The organism is Salinicola sp. MIT1003, from assembly GCF_001858555.1.
In the GTDB taxonomy this organism is placed as follows: domain Bacteria; phylum Pseudomonadota; class Gammaproteobacteria; order Pseudomonadales; family Halomonadaceae; genus Salinicola; species Salinicola salarius.
The window spans coordinates 142,189-160,224 of the sequence record NZ_MCAP01000055.1 but is presented as its reverse complement, the minus strand read 5'-3'; the positions used below and the strand labels follow the sequence as shown (position 1 = coordinate 160,224).

Sequence of the window (18,036 nt, the reverse complement as noted above, 5' to 3'; positions counted from 1 at the left end):
TCATTCAAGGGGAGTCCGTCATTCATGCATCATGTTCTGCGTTACCCGGTAAGTGCACTGGCCTGCGCTTGCCTGTCGTTTCCAGTCTGGGCCCAGCAGACGGGTGACGATACGACATCCACCACGGCATCCGCCGGCACGGCGGCCAGCGGCACCTCTCTCGATACCGTCACGGTGACCGGCCAGTCTGCCGCCACCAAGACCGAGACACCCATCGTCGAAACCCCGCAGACCGTCTCCAATGTCGATCGCGAGGAAATGGACGAACGTGGCGTGCGTACGCTGCGTGAAGCCGCGCAGTACACGCCCGGGGTCTACACCAATCAGGTCGGGGCCTCCAATCGTTACGACTATCTGGTCATGCGCGGCTTCTCCGACGGCAGCCTGAGCAATACTTATCTCGACGGGCTCAAGGTGATGGGCGACGCCAACGGCTACAGCTCGATGGTGATCGACCCGTGGTTTCTGGATAACGTCGAAATCGTTAAAGGGCCGGCGTCGGTGCTCTATGGCCGCTCGTCGCCCGGCGGGCTGGTTGCGTTGACCAGCAAGAAGCCGCTGTTCGAGAATCGCAACGAGCTGCGTTTCAGCACCGGCACCAATAGCCAGCGCAGCGCCGCGTTCGATTTCTCCGGCCCGCTGGACGTCGAGCGGCGCGTCGCCTATCGCCTGGTCGGCATCGGCAGCAAGGCGGACACCCAGTTCGATCACGTCGAAGAAGAGCGCTACGCCATCGCGCCCTCGATCACCTGGGACGCCACCGACGACACCTCTATCACGCTGATGGCCTATCTGCAGAAGGATCCGGAAGGCGGCTATCACTCCGGCGTGCCCTACGAGGGCGCCGTCAGCCGCCACAACGGCCGACATATCAGCAACAATTTCTTCGACGGCGAAGACGACTACGACAAGTTCGAGCGCTCCCAGCGCATGTTCGGCTACAACCTCGAGCATCGCTTCAGCGACAACGTCACCGGTCGTCAGAAGCTGCGCTATCTGAACTCGGACGTCGAGCTGAACCAGGTCTACGGCTTCGGCTGGGTATCGCCGGACTCCAACGAACTGAACCGCTACTATTCCGGCGGCCGCGAATCGCTGCAGGCGTGGACCGTCGACAACCAGGTGGAAGCGAAGCTCAAGAGCGGTTTCATCGACCATACCCTGCTGGTCGGCGTGGATTATCAGAAGCGCAAGAACGACATCACCTGGACCTATGGTTCCTTCCCCAGTCTCGATGCCTTCAACCCCAGCTACGGCGCCGATCCGATCGGAGAGATTGGGGTCACCAACGACGAGCGTCATGAGCTCAGCCAGACCGGGATCTACCTGCAGGATCAGATGGCGATCGATCAGTGGCGCCTCACCCTGGGCGGCCGCTACGACTGGGTCGATATCAAGAATACCGATCACTACAACGATACCGAGAGCACACTCGACGACACCCAGTTCAGCGGTCGTGTCGGCGCGCTCTACCTGTTCGACAATGGCCTCGCGCCCTACCTGAGCTACAACACCGCCTTCACGCCGACCAGTTTCGTCGACGCGGAAGGCGATCTGCTGGAACCCATGGAGGGTGAACAGTGGGAAACCGGGCTCAAGTATCAGCCGCCGGGCAGCCGGGATCTCTATACCCTGTCGCTGTTCCGGATCAATCAGGAGAACGTGGCCACCAAGGAGCAGCCCAACGACCCTTATCGCTCCGTGGGCGAGATCCGCTCCCAGGGCGTCGAGCTGCAGGCCCGCACCTGGCTGACCGACAACTTCCGCCTGCAGGCCGGCTACAGCTATACCGACATCCGCTATACCAAGAGCGACGACCCGGAAGAGGACGGCAACTACGCCATCTATGCGCCGCGCCACCAGGCCAGCCTGTGGGGCCACTATTCCTTCAAGAACGGCGCCTTCGACAACGGCGCGCTCGACGGACTGGATGTCGGCGTCGGCGTGCGTTACTACGCGGATGTCTATGCCGATCGCGCCAACACCGAAACGGTTCCCGACTACACCCTGGTGGATGCCGCAGTGGGCTACGATCTGAGCCAGGTCGGGCTGCAGGGTGTCAGCGCCCGAGTCAACGTCGGCAACCTGCTCGACAAGGAGTACGTGGCGTCGTGCAACTCGCTCGAGTACTGCTACTTCGGCGCGGAGCGTAACGTGACCGCCACGGTCTCGTACCAGTTCTGACGGGTCATTTCGCAGCCGCCAACCCGGCCGCGTGATCCAAGTGGGGCACAGGGACGTGCCCGTCTCATCGCGAATCACCCGAAGCGCATTTCACCCGACGCAGTCATACAGCGCACGCCATCTGTGCGCAGGGGTGCCTATGTCCGAAATTCGGCTCGAGAAGCCTCGGAAAGGCGCTACACGACAGGCAATCAGGAGGATCTGTCATGCGACATGACACGGAATTCGTCACGCCCATTCCTTTGCATCGGCCCCGGTCGCCAGGCCGGCCAGATTCGGTCGATCTGTTCAACGACTGGTCGCTGGATGCCTATCGCAGCGGCATGCAGCGCTGCGTGGATCTGGTGCGCCGCACGCTGACCCAAGCGCAAGGCCCCTGCAGCGGCATCGAGCCCCACGAACTGCAGCCCGCGTTCGAGGCGATCGATCTCGACCAGCCGCTCGGCGATCTCGATGCCAGCCTCGAGGAGGTCCAGCGGCTCTATCTCGATCACGCCGTGCATTTCCATCACCCGCGCTACGTCGCGCATCTCAACTGCCCCATCACGCTGCCGTCGATCCTGGCCGAGGCGATCGCCACGCCGCTCAACACCGCAGTGGAAACCTGGGACCAGAGCGCCGGCGCGACCCTGATCGAGCAGAAGCTGATCGACTGGACCGCGGCACGCATCGGGCTTGGCGACGACGCCGACGGGGTGTTCACCAGCGGCGGCACCCAGTCCAACCTGATGGCACTGGCCATCGCCCGCGATAGCGCCTGCGAAGCGATGCCTGGCCACGGTGGCAATCGCCATCATGGCCTCCCCCCGAACTACCGGGACCTGCGCATTCTCACCTCGGAAGTCAGCCACTTCAGCGTGCAGAAGGCCGCCGCGCTGCTGGGGCTGGGCTACGACGCCGTGATCGCGGTGCCGTGCGACGCAGACAAGCGCATGGATCCCGATGCGCTCGAGGCCGCGCTGAAGGCGTGCGACGAGGCAGGACGAATCCCGTTCGCGATCGTTGCCACCGCAGGCACCACCGACTTCGGCAGCATCGACCCGATTCCCGCCATTGCCGAGCGCTGCCGCCAGCGCGGCATCTGGCTGCATGTCGATGCGGCCTACGGCGGCGGGCTGCTGCTCTCCTCGCGCCATCGCCACTGGCTCGCCGGCATCGAGCAGGCGGACTCGGTCGGCATCGACTACCACAAGACCTTCTTCCAGCCGGTGAGCTGCAGCGCCTGCCTGGTGCGCGATCGCCGCCAGTTGCGCCACGTCACCTACCACGCCGACTATCTCAACCCCCGCGACCAGGCCGAAGGCGGCACGCCGGATCTGGTCAACAAGAGCCTACAGACGACCCGGCGCTTCGACGCGCTGAAGCTGTGGATGAGCCTGCGCACGCTGGGCGCCGATCACCTGGGCGACTGTCTCGACGACGTGATCGAACTGACCCGTCAGACCTGCCGCGTGCTTCGAGCGCGTGATGATTTCGACGTGCTGATGGCTCCGGCGCTGAGCACGCTGGTGTTTCGCTATCGCCCCACGGCGCTGGAAGAGGATGCCCGGATCGAGGCGATCAACCGCCGGATTCGCCAGACGCTGTCGCGACGTGGCGAGGCGGTCATCGCCGCCACCCGGGTCGACGGGCGCTTCTATCTCAAGTTCACCCTGCTCAATCCCATGACCCGCCCCGAGGATCTGACCGCCCTGATCTCGGAGATCGCCGATATCGGCGCGTCCTTGATGTCGCCCCAGGTATCGCCCGCTGCCCGCCCGTCAATCGTTCGGAGAAAGACCTCATGCTGAGCCGCATACATGACTTCATCGCCATCGGTCTGGGGCCGTTCAATCTCGGCCTCGCCTGCCTGACCGACCCCATCGACGATCTCGATGGCCTGTTTCTCGAGCGTCGTTCGAGCTTCGACTGGCACCCCGGACTGCTGCTCGAGGACGCCACCTTGCAGACACCCTTCATGGCCGATCTGGTCACGCTGGCCGACCCGACCAGTCGCTTCAGTTTTCTCAATTATCTGAAAGCCCAGGGGCGGCTCTACAACTTCTACATCCGCGAGAACTTCTTCCTGCTGCGCAACGAATACAACCAGTACTGCCAGTGGGTCACCACGCAGCTCGAGTCGTTGCGCTTCGATCACGACGTCCAGCGCATCACCTATGACGACGACGAACGTTGCTATCACATTCACTGCCGAGACACCCGCGCGGGCGATCTCGATGACGATGCCGGCCATGACTTCGACGACCGTGGCAATCGCATCTATCGCGCCCGGCGGCTGGTACTGGGTACCGGCAGCGAGCCGATGATTCCGGCGTGCTGCCAGCCGGTGGCCGAGCGCGTGGTGCACTCCTCGCGCTATCTCGAGCACAAGGCGGCGCTACAAGCGAAGTCAGCGATCACTATCGTCGGCAGCGGCCAGAGCGCAGCGGAAATCTATCTCGACCTGCTCGACGAGATCGACGCCCACGGCTACACCCTGAGCTGGGTCACCCGCTCGCCGCGCTTCTTCCCGCTGGAGTACGGCAAGCTGACGCTCGAGATGACCTCGCCGGACTACATCGACTACTTCCACGCCCTGCCCGAGTCGACCCGTGACGAACTGATGCGCCAGCAGAAAGGGCTCTACAAGGGCATCGATCTCGACCTGATCAACACCATCTACGACCGCCTCTATACCAAGAGCCTGCAGGGCAAGGTGGATACCCACCTGCTCACCTGCGCCGAGCTGGAAAGCTGCCATTTCGATGCCGCCCATCGCCGCTTCGACCTGACCTTCACCCAGACAGAGCAGAACCGGCGTTTCCAGCACCGGACGGCGGGGCTGATTCTCGCCACCGGCTACGCGGCGCACAGGCAGGACTTTCTGGCTCCGATCGAGCACCGCATCCGACGGGACGACGCGGGCCGCTACGCGGTCAGCCGTTACTACGGCATCGGCACCGACGACGACATTTTCGTCCAGAACGCCGAGCTGCATACCCACGGGCTGGTCGCGCCGGATCTCGGCATGGCGTGCTACCGCAACGCCTGCATCATCCGCGAACTCGCCGGTCGCGAGGTCTATCCGATCGAGCGCGGGTTCACCTTCCAGGACTTCGGCGCGCCCGATGACCGCGTGTTTCAGCCACAGCGGGCCACGGCGTGAATGCCACCGCGCATCCCGATTCGCCATTCCCGATTTCCGACTTTCATCAAGAGAGAGACTCATGAACTTACCGCAGCGCCGGCTGCCCGCCGCCGAGACAGTTTCGTCACTGGCCAGCAGCCTCTATTCGCCCGACCTGAGATTTCATCGCGACTGGCCGGGCATCGGCACCCTCTCCCTGCGCCCGCTCGATCTCGATCGCGACATCGACACCGTGTTCAATTGGGTGAGCCGCGATAGCGCCCGCTTCTGGGGCATGAGCAACGACACGTGCGACCAGGTCACCGCTTTCTACCGCGACATGGCGCAGAGCGACAGCGCCCAGGCATTCATCGGCCTCCACGATGGCCAGCCGGCGTTTCTGGTCGAATGCTACGACCCGCGCCACGACCCGATCGGCGAATACTATCCGGTCCAGCCCGGCGACCATGGCATGCACTTTCTGGTCGCGCCGAAAGATCCAGCGACATCGCCGATTCACGGCTTCAGCCAGGCCGTGATCGATACCGTCATGGCATTCCTGTTCAGCGACCCGGGGACGCGCCGCATCGTCGTCGAGCCGGACGTCACCAACGACAGGATCCACCCGCTCAACCGCCGGGCGGGATTCGTCTACGCGGGTGAGATCCGGCTGGCGGAGAAGACTGCCCGGCTGGGGTTCTGCACCCGCGAGCGATTCGAGTCGCTGCACGCCTCGCAGCGCCCCGACACCGCAATGGACGAAGCGATCGCCCATCTCCGCCCCGACCGCTGGCAGCGCGCCAATCGCGACCTGCTGGGCAAGGCGATCAGCGAGTTCGCCCATGAACGCCTGCTGACGCCGTTAGCGGAATCCCTGCCCGAGGCCGATGGCTGGGCCGATTATCGGCTCACCACCGATAGCGACAGCATCGTCTATCGTTTCCGCGCCCGCCGGATGGCGCTGGATCACTGGTGGATCGACAAGGGAACGCTTGCCAAGACCCGCGAAGGCGATCCGCAAGCGCTGGACGTGGCGCAATTTCTACTGGAATGCCGTGCGCGGCTGAACATCGATCCCGACAATCTGCCCACCTACCTGGAAGAGATCGCCAGCACCCTGGCCGGCATGGCCTACAAGCTTGGCCGAGACGTGCCGCCGGCCGGCGAACTCGCACTGGCCGATTTCCAGACCGTGGAGGCGACGATGAGCGAAGGCCATCCCTGCTTCGTCGCCAACAGCGGGCGGATCGGCTTCGATATCGAGGACTATCACCGCTATGCGCCGGAAGCCGGCGCCGCGATTCGCCCCGTCTGGCTGGCGGCAGCGCGTCACTGCACGACCTACAGCGCCATCGACGGGCTCGACTTCGAATCGCTCATCGAAGACGAACTGGACGCCTCGGTACGGGAGCGTTTCGTGGCTCGGCTGCGTGCGCTCGGCCTCGATCCCGACGACTATCTGTTGATGCCGGTCCACCCATGGCAATGGCGCCACAAACTGGCGATCACCTTTGCCGGCGAAGTCGCCGAGCAGCGCCTGGTGCTGCTCGGCGAGGCGGACGACGATTACCGCGCCCAGCAGTCGATCCGCACCTGGTTCAACGTCTCGCGACCCAAGCGGCGCTACGTCAAGTTCGCGCTGTCGATTCTCAACATGGGCTTCATGCGCGGGCTGTCGCCCCACTACATGAAGGGTACGCCGGCCATCAATGCGTGGGTCGAGAACCTGGTCGCAAGCGACCCGGAACTGCAGGCACGGGGGTTCAGCGTACTGCGTGAAGTCGCCACGCTGGGCTATCACCATGCCGATTTCGAGGCTGCCACCGACAAACAGCACCCGTATCAGAAAATGCTGGCCTGCCTGTGGCGTGAGAGCCCGTGCACCCGCATCTCGCCCAATCGGCGGCTGATGACCATGGCGGCGCTGCTGCACCGGGACGCCAGTGGCGACGCGCTGCTGCCGGCACTGATCGATGCCTCCGGCATCGGCGCTCGCAGCTGGATCGAGCGCTACCTGGCCGCCTACATGACGCCGCTGCTGCACTGCTTCTACGCCCACGATCTGGTGTTCATGCCCCACGGCGAAAACCTGATCCTGCAACTCGAGAATCAGGTACCGGTCGGCGCGATCCTCAAGGATATCGGCGAGGAGACCGGCATCTTCGACAGCGGCCAGTCGCTGCCGGAAGCCGCCCGGCGCATCGCGGTGGAGGTGCCGGAAGAGCTGAAGATCCTGTCGATCTTCACCGATCTGTTCGACTGCTTCTTCCGCTTTCTGGCCGAGATTCTGGTGGCTTCGAACCAGCTCGAGGAGAACGAGTTCTGGCAACTGGTGGCGGCGTGCGTGATCGACTACCAGCAACGACACCCGGAGTTCGCCGCCAAGTTCGAACGCTTCGACCTGTTCGCGCCGGAATTCACGCTCTCCTGCCTCAACCGGCTGCAGCTGCGTAACAACCGCCAGATGATCGATCTCGCCGATCCGTCGAAGAACCTGCAGTTCGCCGGCACGCTTGCCAATCCCATCGCCGCCTATCGCCCGATGTCTGAACGGCGAAACGGCGCCGGGGACGAGCGCGACGCACCGACCGTGTCGACATGAGGTAACCGACGCCCAACCCGATCCATCGCCGGGCACATGTCGAGGCGCCCGGCCCCAACCAATTGCTAATGATTCTCATTTTTGCCATGATCGCGACACTTCTGTCGTTCTGCCCCCAGGGCCGCCATCATGCGCGAAGCACTGTTCGAATCTCTCTATCGTCAGCACCATCATGAACTCCTGGGCTTTCTCAGCCGCCAGCTCGATTCCCGGGATCAGGCCGCGGATCTGTGTCACGAGGTCTACCTGCGCCTGTTCAACACCGCGTCGGAAAACGTGCTCGATAGCCCGCGCGCCTATCTCTTTCGCATCGCCCGCAATCTGCTGATCGATCAACGCCGACGACAGGCGCCCGAACTGATCGCCATCGACACGCTGGCGCCGGTGCTGGTCTGCCCACGCGCCTGCCCGGAAGCCGACGCCTGCCGGCAGCAGTGTGTCCGCCAGCTCACGCAGACGTTGGCCGGATTACCGGAACGGCTACGCCAGGCGCTGATCTGGCACCGCATGGAGGGCATGACCCAGCGCGAAATCGGTGATCGACTCGGCGTTTCCGAACGCATGGCGGGGCGCTACATCGCCCAGGCCCTGACGCGGTGCCAGACTGAGCTCGACAGCCTGGATATGGCCGTGACATGACGTCCGCTAGTTGCTTGGCTTGGGATACCACGCCATGCCGATGGCATGAGGCGCGGTTGGCTCGAAACCGAACTGGGCATAGAGCCGATGGGCCTCGCCGTCCGCCAGCAGGCTGACAAAAGCGTTTTCCGGCGCCTCGCGCAGGATATAGGCGCGAATTTCGCCCATGATCCGCTTGCCCAGGCCACGCCCCTGATGCGCCGGCTTCACGGCGATATCCACCACCTGATAGAAGCAGCCGCCGTCGCCGACGACGCGGCCCATGCCCACCGTCTCGTTTCCATTTTCGCCCTCGTGAACGACCTGCACGACAAACAGGCTATTGGGCAAACCGCGCTCGGCACCGGTGGCACTGCGCGGGTTCATGCCGGCTTCATCACGGAGCCTCATATAGGTATCAAGCTCGGGCGGCTCGAAGATCAGGCGGTAAGCATTGTCATGATCGACGTCATCATTCATAACGCGGGATCCGTTCTGGAGTGGTTTTTCGGTTGAATGCCTGAGGCGCCATCGACCTGCAGCTGCCGTCTTTTCATCAGCCAGCGAGGCGTTCTCGATGTCGCTTTCAGCAACGGCACCAACAGCCACAGCAGCGGCGCCAGCAGCCAGCGATAGACGAATCGCGCAACGATCAGCAATGGTAGCAGCACCAGCGTCCAGATCAGGAACTGCCCCAGCCAGAGCGGCCAGCCCATCCATTTCGCCACATTGGCACCGAGCGCACTGACCAGGCTAGGGTGGCGCACCACCACGTAGGCCGTGCCAGTGATCGCCGCGACCTTGGCCGCCCGCGACAGGTTGACGAAGCGGCCGCCCCCGACCAGCACGCCACGCCCCGCCGCCCGCGCGCCCTGACCTTCGACAGCGGCTCCGGTACGTACCGCGCGGCCGGCACGCAGCACCTTGATCGCGCTGGTCATCACCAGCAGGTCAACGCCGGCCCAACCCATGTCGGCAACGCCGATCGGCTCGCCACGTCGCCACTGGCTTTCCAGATCGCGCAGGCCGCTGGTGAAGAAATCGCCGATATCGCTCACCACACGTTCACTCTGCAGCCACTGCACTTCTCCATCCGCACCGACGACGAACTGCCCGAGAAAGCCGTGGCCCTCGGCCTCGAGAATGGCGATGGCAATCTGACCACGATGCGCTGGCGTCAACGTGGCCGGCGTTGCTTCGTTGTCGGCCGTCGTCGGATCCGCTTCGGGCGCCTTTTCGGCATCGTCTTGCCACCAGCGCGTCAGTTGTTCGCTTGCCGCCCGGTAGCGGGTGCCCAGCCAGTGCTGGGCGCGCAGCGTGGCGATATCGTGATCGCGGTAGTAACTCACCGGCAGCACCGCATCGGCGCCGAAACGCACCAGCACGCGCTGGAACGCGGGATCGAGGCCGTAATCGCGCAGCGCTTCACGAGCCAGATCGCCGTGATTGCGGATCGCCAGCCAGGCAGCGGCCCAGAGCGCCGGTTCGTCGGCGTAGCTCAGAAAGAGCGCGTTGATCTCCGGCGACTCCTCGGCCAGCGTCGGCGCCAGCGACGGCAGCGCCCGCTGCGCTTCCAGGCGCACCATGCGAGGCTCGAACGGTTCGTGCGAGGCAACGGCGGTCAACACGCCCCCGGCGACGAGCGCGAACAGCACAATCGATAACCACACTTTCATGGGGTCGGGCTCCTTATCATGGGTTCGCGCTCCAGAGACAGGGATATTCGTCCGGCCAGGGACGCTGCCAATCGATAAACGACGACAAGTGTCTTTGATAAGCGTTCGTATTTGAATTAGGATTGCATTCCACCCTGTGACCCACCACTCGCTGCGAGGTTGCCCCGTCCATGTTCGAAGTCCAATCGGCGAGCTTCGAGATCGCGGGCAAGACGTTGCTCTCCCCTATCGATTTCACCTTCGGTGAAGGCCGGATCTACGGTCTGATCGGGCACAACGGTTCCGGCAAGTCGACGCTGCTCAAGCTGCTCGCGCAGCAGCAGCCGGTCAGTCACGGTAACATCCGGCTCGATGGCCGCCCGCTGTCGCAGTGGAAACCGCGAGAGTTCGCCCGCCAGGTCGCCTATCTGCCGCAGCATCTTCCCAGCGCCGAAAACCTCACCTGCCGCGAGCTGATCGGTTTCGGCCGCTACCCGTGGCATGGCCTGCTGGGAAGGCTCAATCGCCATGATCATCAGCAGATCGAGCGCGCCATCGCCCTGACCCATACCGAAGCCTTCGCCGACCGTCTGGTCGACACGCTCTCCGGCGGCGAGCGCCAGCGCGTGTGGCTGGCCATGCTGCTGGCCCAGGGTAGTCGCTATCTGCTGCTCGACGAGCCGCTGGCGGCGCTGGATATCGCCCATCAGGTCGAAGTGCTGGCGCTGGTGCGCAAGCTCTGTCGCGAACTGGGCCTCGGCGTGATCATCGTGCTCCACGACGTCAACATGGCCGCACGCTACTGCGATCATCTGGTCGCGCTGCATAGCGGCAAGCTTCTCGCCGAAGGCGAGCCCGCCAGCATGATGAACGATACCAATCTGGAAGCCATCTACGGCATCCCGATGCGGGTGATGAATCACCCCGCCGATGCCTGCCCCATCGCGGTGCTGCAGTAGGCCATTTTCCCGGCCTCCTGTCTCGTGATCGGCGAGCGTCGTCTGCCACCTCATGACGTATCGGCATCTCCTCTGCCGGAGCGCCATAGCGCTGGACCCGCACGGCTGAACCAAGGATGCTAATCTTCAGGCTTTGCCTTCCGATTCGCCCCTTGTCTGCGAGCTCGCCATGCTGCAACCCGTTTCCCGCCAGAGCGATCTGACGCTAGAACCCGAACAGACGCCGCCACGCCCGGCGCATGTCAGCACCTTCGCCCCGCTGGGAGTCCCGGCGTTCCGGATGATCTGGATCGCCAACCTGTTCGCCAATCTCGGCGTGTGGGCGCAGTCGGTGGCGGCGGCGTGGGTGGTGACGTCGAACGACGGCGGCGCAGTGGCGGTGGCGATGATCCAGGTCGCAGCAGCGCTGCCGCTGGTGCTGATGTCGATCGTCACCGGGGTGATCGCCGACAACTACGATCGCCGCAAGGTGATGCTGCTCGGGCTGGGCATCGAAGTGCTCGGCGGGCTGTTCATCACGCTGATCGCCTTCATGAACCTGCTCTCCCCGACGCTGCTGATCGTCTCGATTCTGTGCGTTTCCATCGGCGGGGCGATTACCACCCCGGCGTGGCAGGCGGCGGTCAACGAGCAGGTACCGCGCAATCTGGTCTCGAGCGCCGTGCTGCTCAACAGCGTCAACTACAACGCCGCCCGCGCCATCGGTCCGGCTATCGGCGGGCTGCTGCTGGCCGCGGTGGGGCCGGCGTGGATCTTCCTGCTCAACGTGCTCTGCTTCTGCGGGCTGATCGCCGCGCTGTGGCGCTGGAAGCGTGCGGTGCTGCCCAAGTCTCTGCCCCCGGAACGCATCTGGGAAGGCGTCAAGGCGGCGCTGCATTTCGTGCAGTACTCCAGCGTCACGCGGCTGGTGATGATGCGCTCGTTCATCTTCGGCATCTCTGCCAGCGCACTCTGGGCGCTGCTGCCGCTGCTGGCCCATCAGCACCCCAGCGGCAGCGCCTCGCTCTACGGCTACATGCTCGGCGGCCTGGGCATCGGCGCGATCGCCGGCAGCACGCTGGTCAATCGGGCCCGCCAGCGCGTCGGCAGCAGCCGCTTGATCAGCTTCTCCGCGATGTTGCTGGGCCTGACGATGCTGGCGCTCGGCGGGCTCGATACGCTGTGGGTGCTGTTTCCGGCGCTCATCGTCGGCGGCAGCTGCTGGATCGCGGCCGTGGCTTCCTACAACTCCTCGGTGCAGATACTGGTGCCGGACTGGGTCAAGGCCCGCGCCCTGGCGCTGTATCAGACCGCGCTCTACGCCGGCCTGACGCTGGGTTCGCTGCTGTGGGGGCAACTGGCCGACGGCCTGGGCGTACAGATGGCGCTGATGCTGGCCGGCGCGCTGCTGATCGTCTCGGCGTTGCTGCTGCTCCCTTCCAGGCTGCCGGACCTGGACGCCAACGATCTGGTCGAGGCGCCCGAAGCGCACACCCACAAGCCGGACTTCGAATTCAATCCGGCACGGGGCTCGGTCATGGTGACGGTCGAATACCGCATCGACAGCGAACGTCTGCGCGAATTCGCCCGCGCCGTGCGGCCACTGAGAAAGCTGCGGCTGCGCAACGGTGCCAAGCGCTGGTCGCTCTACCGTGACGTCGTCGACCGCGATCTGTGGCAGGAGGTGTTCCTCGTGCCCAACTGGCTGCAGCACCTGCGCATGCTGGACCGGCTGACGCTGGCGGACCGCGCCGTCATCGATCGGGTCACGGCACTGCACAGCGGCCCGGAGGCCCCGCGCCTGCGTCACGGCGTCAGCTATCGTTCCTCGCGGTATGACCAGCCGGCGTTGACGCCGAACCAGACCGAACCGCCTGACGATTCGCCGGCCGATGTCACCTCGTTCGATGACACCGCGCCCGATACGACCGTGCCCTGGCCGCAGCAGCGGACATGACTCGTAAAACGAACCTGACGCAGGAGACAACATGAAAAGCGCTCGCGATACCCTGCTCGAGGTGTTCGGCTTCCCGGCGTTCCGCGGTGGCCAGGAAGCGGTCGTCGAGCGCGTCATCGCCGGCCGCTCGACGGCAGCGATCTTCGCCACCGGTGCCGGCAAGTCGCTCTGCTACCAGTTGCCGGCGCTCCACCTGCCGCATCTCACGCTGGTGGTGTCGCCGCTGCTGGCGCTGATGCAGGACCAGCTGGCGTTTCTCCAGCGCCACGGCGTGGCGGCCGCGAGCCTCGATTCGACCCAGGACCGCGACACTGCCCGCGACATCATGGACCGTGCCCGCCGCGGCGAGCTGAAGATCCTGATGGTCTCGGTGGAGCGGCTCAAGAACGAGCGCTTTCGCCATTTCCTGCGCCAGGTCGCGATCTCGCTGCTGGTGATCGACGAAGCGCACTGTATCTCCGAGTGGGGACACAACTTCCGCCCGGACTACCTGAAGCTGCCGGACTACCAGCGCGAGTTCGGCATCCCTCAGGCGCTGCTGCTGACCGCCACCGCGACGCCCGCCGTGATCGACGACATGCGCGCCAAGTTCGCCATCGCCTTGGATGACGTCGTCACCACCGGTTTCTATCGCGACAACCTCGAGCTGCTGGTGCAGCCGGTAGAGAGCGAGCGCCGGCTGCCGGCGCTGGTCGACTGGCTGGCGCCGCAACGCTCGTCACGACAGTCGCCAGGACATCAGCCGGCATCACAGGCGCCCACCATCGTCTACGTCACCCTGCAGCAGACCGCCGAGTCGGTCGCCGCGGCGCTGGCGAATCAGGGCTTCACGGTGCGCGCCTATCACGCCGGCCTAGACAGCGAGACGCGGGACGAGATCCAGCAGGGCTTCATGCGCGGCGAGATTCCCTGCATCGTCGCCACCATCGCCTTCGGCATGGGGATCGACAAGGGCAACATCCGCAACGTGATCCACTACGACCTGCCCAAGTCGATAGAGAACTACAGCCAGGAGATCGGCCGTGCCGGTCGCGACGGCGAGCCGTCACGCTGCCTGATGCTGGCCGGTCGCGACGGCCTGCGCGTGCTGGAGAACTTCGTCTACGGCGACACGCCGGAACGCGAGGGCATACGTCACGTGCTGGCCGAGATCGCCGAGGCCGGCCGCCAGCCGCAGCGTCAGTGGCCGGTGCTGCTCAATACGCTCTCCCGCGACAGCAACATCCGTCTGTTGCCGCTGAAGACGTTGCTGGTGCGCCTCGAGATGCACGGCGTGATCGCGCCCCGCTTCGCCTATCTGGCCGAATACCGGCTGCGCTATCTGGAGGAGCCCGGCGACCTGATCGCACGCTTTCAGGGCGAACGCGCCGACTTCGTGCGCCTGCTGGTCGACACAATCGCCATCGCCAAGACCTGGGGTACGGTGGATTTCGAGCGTCTCTACCGCGCCGGCGTGGACGCGGGGATCGATGCCTCGCGCTCGCGCGTCATCACGGCGCTGGAGTACTTCCAGGACAAGGGCTGGGTGGTGCTGGAAGGCAAGCGCATGACCGATGTCTACGAGGTATGCCAGCCCGCGTTCGACATCGACGCCCTGACCGACCAACTGCTGGCGGAAAGCCAGTCCCGCGAGCAGATCGAGATCGAACGTCTGCAGGCGACGCTGGCGCTGTTCGAATCGGATACCTGCCTGACCCGACGACTCGCCGCTTACTTCGGCGATGACCATTTTTCCCAGACGGCAACCCAGGGCTGCGGCCACTGCTCGGTCTGCCACGGCCACGTCGCTCGCCTGCCGAGCGCGGCGGCGCTGCCTGAATTGACCGATGCCGACTTCGAACGATACGCCCGGCCGCTGATCGAGCGGCATCGCGAGCAGATCGGCACGGTGCCGGGCGCGCAACGCATCGCGCACTTTCTGTGCGGGCTCGCCATGCCGGTCTTCACGCCGCTCAAGGCACGGCAGCTGCCCGGCTTTGGCGTCTTCGAGCAGCGCCCCTATCCCGAGATCAAGGCGTGGGCCAATGCCTGCGCGAGACATTGATGCGAGACATTGACCGATGGTGAATGGCAACGAGGCCCATCGAGCACTGCTCCTGGGATTACGGAAGCGACGTATCAGCGTGCGTTATGACAAACTGGTTTGATGCCTCGGCCTCGACCATGCCCTGAGACTTACGATATGGCTCCAGATTTCTCCTCTCCAGACGAGCCGCTTTCGGTCGGGTTCGTGCTGCTGCAGCGCTTCACCATCCTGCCGTTCGCGGCCTTCGTCGATTGCCTGCGGCTGTCCGCCGACGACGGCGACCGCAGTCAGCAGATCCGTTGTCGCTGGCAGTTCATGAGCAGTGGCGGGCAGGACGTCGTTTCCAGCAGCGGCGCCACGATCACCGGCTGCGGACCGCTGACGGCCCCCGAGCGCTTCGATTACATCGTGGTCATCGGCGGCGTGCTCGGCGCGGCCGAAGAGGAGGATCAGCAGGCGCTGGATTATCTGCGCCTGGCCGCACAATGCGACGTTCCTCTCGTCGGTGTCTGTACCGGGGTCTTCTCCCTGATCAAGGCAGGGTTGATGGATGGTCGTCGATGCTGCATCAGCTGGTATCACCATGCCGATCTCGTGCAACGCTACCCGGATATCGAGCCGGTGGCCGACCAGCTCTTCCTGGATGACGGCAATCGATTGACCTGTGCCGGCGGCGTGGCCTCCGCCGACCTGGCCGCGTACCTGGTGGAGCGACACCTGGGGCGGCTATGGGCGAAGAAGAGCCTGCATATCATGCTGATCGACGAGCCGCGGCCCGGGCAACATCCCCAGCCGCAGCCCGTGGTCTTCAGCCGGGTTTCCGATCCGCTGGTGCGCCGGGCCATCTCGATCTTCGAGCAGCATCTGGGCGAGGTCGTCACGATCGAGCGGCTGGCGAAGCGCCTGCATACTTCGCGGCGCAACATCGAGCGCCATTTCCGGGAACAGTTCGGGGTCGGGCCGCAGAAATTCGCCCGCGACCTGCGTCTGCATTACGGATGCTGGATGCTTAACTACACCAAGCACAGCATCACGGATATCGGCGAGCGCTGCGGCTTTGCCGACACGGCCCACTTCTCGCGTCACTTTCGCGAGGTGTTCGGCATTCCTCCTTCGGAGGTCAGGCGGCTTTCCGAGGATCAGCGCGCCAGGCTCGTGGACCCGTTCTTTCTCCATGTCGGCCAGACCTCCCGAGCGCTCGAGATCGCCACGCCTGCTCAGCGCTGAAGGCGTCTATCCGCTCGCGCTCCGTGTCGGCACCGCCCCGTTCGACCCAGCCCGACTGTCGGAAACGTTAGCGTCGTCAATATCGTTCTCGGGATAGGCCCTGCCTCTCCCGGCTGGCCAGAAGCGCACGGCTGCCAGGCCACAGCGCGGTTTTACGCTCGAACCTGGCTTCCCCTCCATTCAATTATCCAGTCGCAAACGTTCAAGCACCTTTCGATCTGCCTGGCGGATCATGAGCGCAAGCTTCCAACGATCTGATTTCAACGGTTTCCAACGCTGCGGCGAGCCTGCCCGGGCGGCGCCCCTCCAGGAGAAAAGCATGCAACGCTATTCCGGATTCGGTCTGGTCAAGCACGCGCTGAACCATCACGAAAACTGGCAGCGCCAGTGGCGCAACCCCACGCCGAAGAAGCAGTACGACATCGTCATCGTCGGCGGTGGCGGCCACGGCCTGGCTACCGCCTACTATCTGGCCAAGGTCCACAACATCACCAATGTCGCGGTGATCGAGAAAGGCTGGCTGGGTGGCGGCAACACCGCCCGCAACACCACGATCGTGCGCTCCAACTACCTGTGGGACGAAGCGGCCGCGCTGTTCGAACACTCCATGAAGCTATGGGAAGGACTCTCCCAGGACATCAACTACAACGTGATGTTCTCGCAGCGGGGCGTGCTCAACCTTGGCCACACGCTGCAGGACATGCGCGACATCCAGCGTCGCGTCAACGCCAACCGCCTGAACGGGATCGATGGCGAAGTCCTCGATGCCAAGGGGGTCCAGGAGATCGTGCCGATCCTCGACTGCTCGAGCCGGGCCCGCTATCCGGTCCTCGGCGCTTCCTGGCAGCCGCGCGGCGGCGTGGCCCGTCACGATGCCGTGGCCTGGGGCTACGCGCGGGCGGCGGACGCACTCGGCGTGGACTTGCTGCAGAACACCGAAGTCACCGGTTTCAAGATCCGTGATGGCCGCGTCCATGGCGTTCACACCAATCGCGGCGACATCGAAGCGAAGACGGTGGGCTGCGTCGCCGCCGGGAACTCCGGCGTGCTCGCCAAAATGGCCGGCTTCAAGCTCCCGCTCGAGTCGCACCCGTTGCAGGCGCTGGTCTCCGAGCCGCTGAAGCCGGTGCTGGATACGGTGGTCATGTCCAACCACGTGCATGGCTACATCAGCCAGTCGGACAAGGGCGATCTGGTCATTGGCGCCGGCATCGACGGCTACGTGGGTTATGGCCAGCGCGGCAGCTACCCGACCGTCGAGCATACCCTGCAGGCGATCGTCGAGATGTTCCCGATCTTCTCCCGCGTACGCATGAACCGCCAATGGGGCGGCATCGTCGACACCTGCCCCGACGCCAGTCCGATCCTCTCGGCCACGCCGGTCAAGGGCATGTTCTTCAACTGCGGCTGGGGCACCGGTGGCTTCAAGGCCACGCCGGGCTCCGGCCATGTCTTCGCGGCGACGCTGGCCAAGGGGGAAGCGCATCCGCTGGCCGCACCGTTCTCGATCGACCGCTTCCACACCGGCGCCCTGGTGGACGAACACGGCGCCGCTGGCGTCGCCCACTAAGGAAGCGCTGAATAAATCGGCGAGCAGGATGAAGCGCAAGGCGCACGGAGCGCAGCAACCGGAGCCTATGGGGTATAGGTGAGGATTGCGAGCACCGCGTAACGCAGCGATTCGCCTGCGCAGACATTTATGCAGTGTTTCCCTAAGGAGGAC

Annotated in this window: 12 protein-coding genes; 10 read left to right on the top strand and 2 right to left on the bottom strand. The window is 64.5% G+C overall.

The window, feature by feature from the left end; translation table 11 throughout:
- The first annotated feature begins 24 nt into the window (after positions 1 to 24).
- From BC443_RS14955 to BC443_RS14935, 5 genes are all read left to right on the top strand, one after another.
- Entirely contained in the window at positions 25 to 2,184 is a 2,160-nt protein-coding gene (locus tag BC443_RS14955; RefSeq protein ID WP_071232631.1) for a TonB-dependent siderophore receptor, read from the top strand.
- Positions 2,185 to 2,390: 206 nt separating this feature from the next.
- Positions 2,391 to 3,974 (top strand): aspartate aminotransferase family protein, encoded by a 1,584-nt coding sequence (locus tag BC443_RS14950; protein ID WP_071232630.1) that lies wholly within the window; start codon positions 2,391 to 2,393, stop codon positions 3,972 to 3,974.
- Positions 3,968 to 5,329, top strand: coding sequence for a lysine N(6)-hydroxylase/L-ornithine N(5)-oxygenase family protein (locus BC443_RS14945; protein WP_071232629.1), 1,362 nt, complete (start codon positions 3,968 to 3,970; stop codon positions 5,327 to 5,329). Before BC443_RS14950 ends, BC443_RS14945 begins: the two co-directional genes overlap by 7 nt.
- A gap of 61 nt (positions 5,330 to 5,390) precedes the next feature.
- The gene (locus BC443_RS14940) at positions 5,391 to 7,892 is read left to right on the top strand and encodes a GNAT family N-acetyltransferase (protein WP_083387436.1); all 2,502 of its coding nucleotides are present in this window, start codon (positions 5,391 to 5,393) and stop codon (positions 7,890 to 7,892) included.
- A gap of 129 nt (positions 7,893 to 8,021) precedes the next feature.
- The gene (locus BC443_RS14935) at positions 8,022 to 8,531 is read left to right on the top strand and encodes a sigma-70 family RNA polymerase sigma factor (RefSeq protein WP_071232628.1); all 510 of its coding nucleotides are present in this window, start codon (positions 8,022 to 8,024) and stop codon (positions 8,529 to 8,531) included.
- Between the two features lie 6 nt (positions 8,532 to 8,537).
- Here BC443_RS14935 and BC443_RS14930 read toward each other — a convergent pair whose 3' ends face one another.
- Positions 8,538 to 8,990, bottom strand: a complete 453-nt coding sequence (locus BC443_RS14930; RefSeq protein ID WP_071232627.1) for a GNAT family N-acetyltransferase — start codon at positions 8,988 to 8,990, stop codon at positions 8,538 to 8,540.
- On the bottom strand, positions 8,987 to 10,186 hold the full coding sequence (locus BC443_RS14925) for a hypothetical protein (RefSeq protein WP_071232626.1): 1,200 nt from the start codon (positions 10,184 to 10,186) through the stop codon (positions 8,987 to 8,989). The genes BC443_RS14930 and BC443_RS14925 overlap by 4 nt, the downstream gene beginning before the upstream one ends.
- Before the next feature lie 170 nt (positions 10,187 to 10,356).
- Here BC443_RS14925 and BC443_RS14920 point away from each other — a divergent pair, with 170 nt between their 5' ends.
- The 5 genes from BC443_RS14920 (at position 10,357) to BC443_RS14900 (ending at position 17,883) form a co-directional block, all read left to right on the top strand.
- Positions 10,357 to 11,124 (top strand): ATP-binding cassette domain-containing protein, encoded by a 768-nt coding sequence (locus tag BC443_RS14920; RefSeq protein ID WP_071232625.1) that lies wholly within the window; start codon positions 10,357 to 10,359, stop codon positions 11,122 to 11,124.
- 169 nt (positions 11,125 to 11,293) lie between these two features.
- Positions 11,294 to 13,060 (top strand): MFS transporter, encoded by a 1,767-nt coding sequence (locus BC443_RS14915; RefSeq protein WP_071232624.1) that lies wholly within the window; start codon positions 11,294 to 11,296, stop codon positions 13,058 to 13,060.
- A gap of 31 nt (positions 13,061 to 13,091) precedes the next feature.
- Positions 13,092 to 15,104 (top strand): RecQ family ATP-dependent DNA helicase, encoded by a 2,013-nt coding sequence (locus tag BC443_RS14910; RefSeq protein ID WP_071232623.1) that lies wholly within the window; start codon positions 13,092 to 13,094, stop codon positions 15,102 to 15,104.
- A 138-nt stretch (positions 15,105 to 15,242) separates the two neighbouring features.
- Complete coding sequence (locus tag BC443_RS14905) at positions 15,243 to 16,313, top strand: GlxA family transcriptional regulator (protein WP_071232622.1); 1,071 nt, start codon at positions 15,243 to 15,245, stop codon at positions 16,311 to 16,313.
- 319 nt (positions 16,314 to 16,632) lie between these two features.
- Complete coding sequence (locus tag BC443_RS14900; RefSeq protein ID WP_071232621.1) at positions 16,633 to 17,883, top strand: sarcosine oxidase subunit beta family protein; 1,251 nt, start codon at positions 16,633 to 16,635, stop codon at positions 17,881 to 17,883.
- Positions 17,884 to 18,036: the final 153 nt, after the last annotated feature.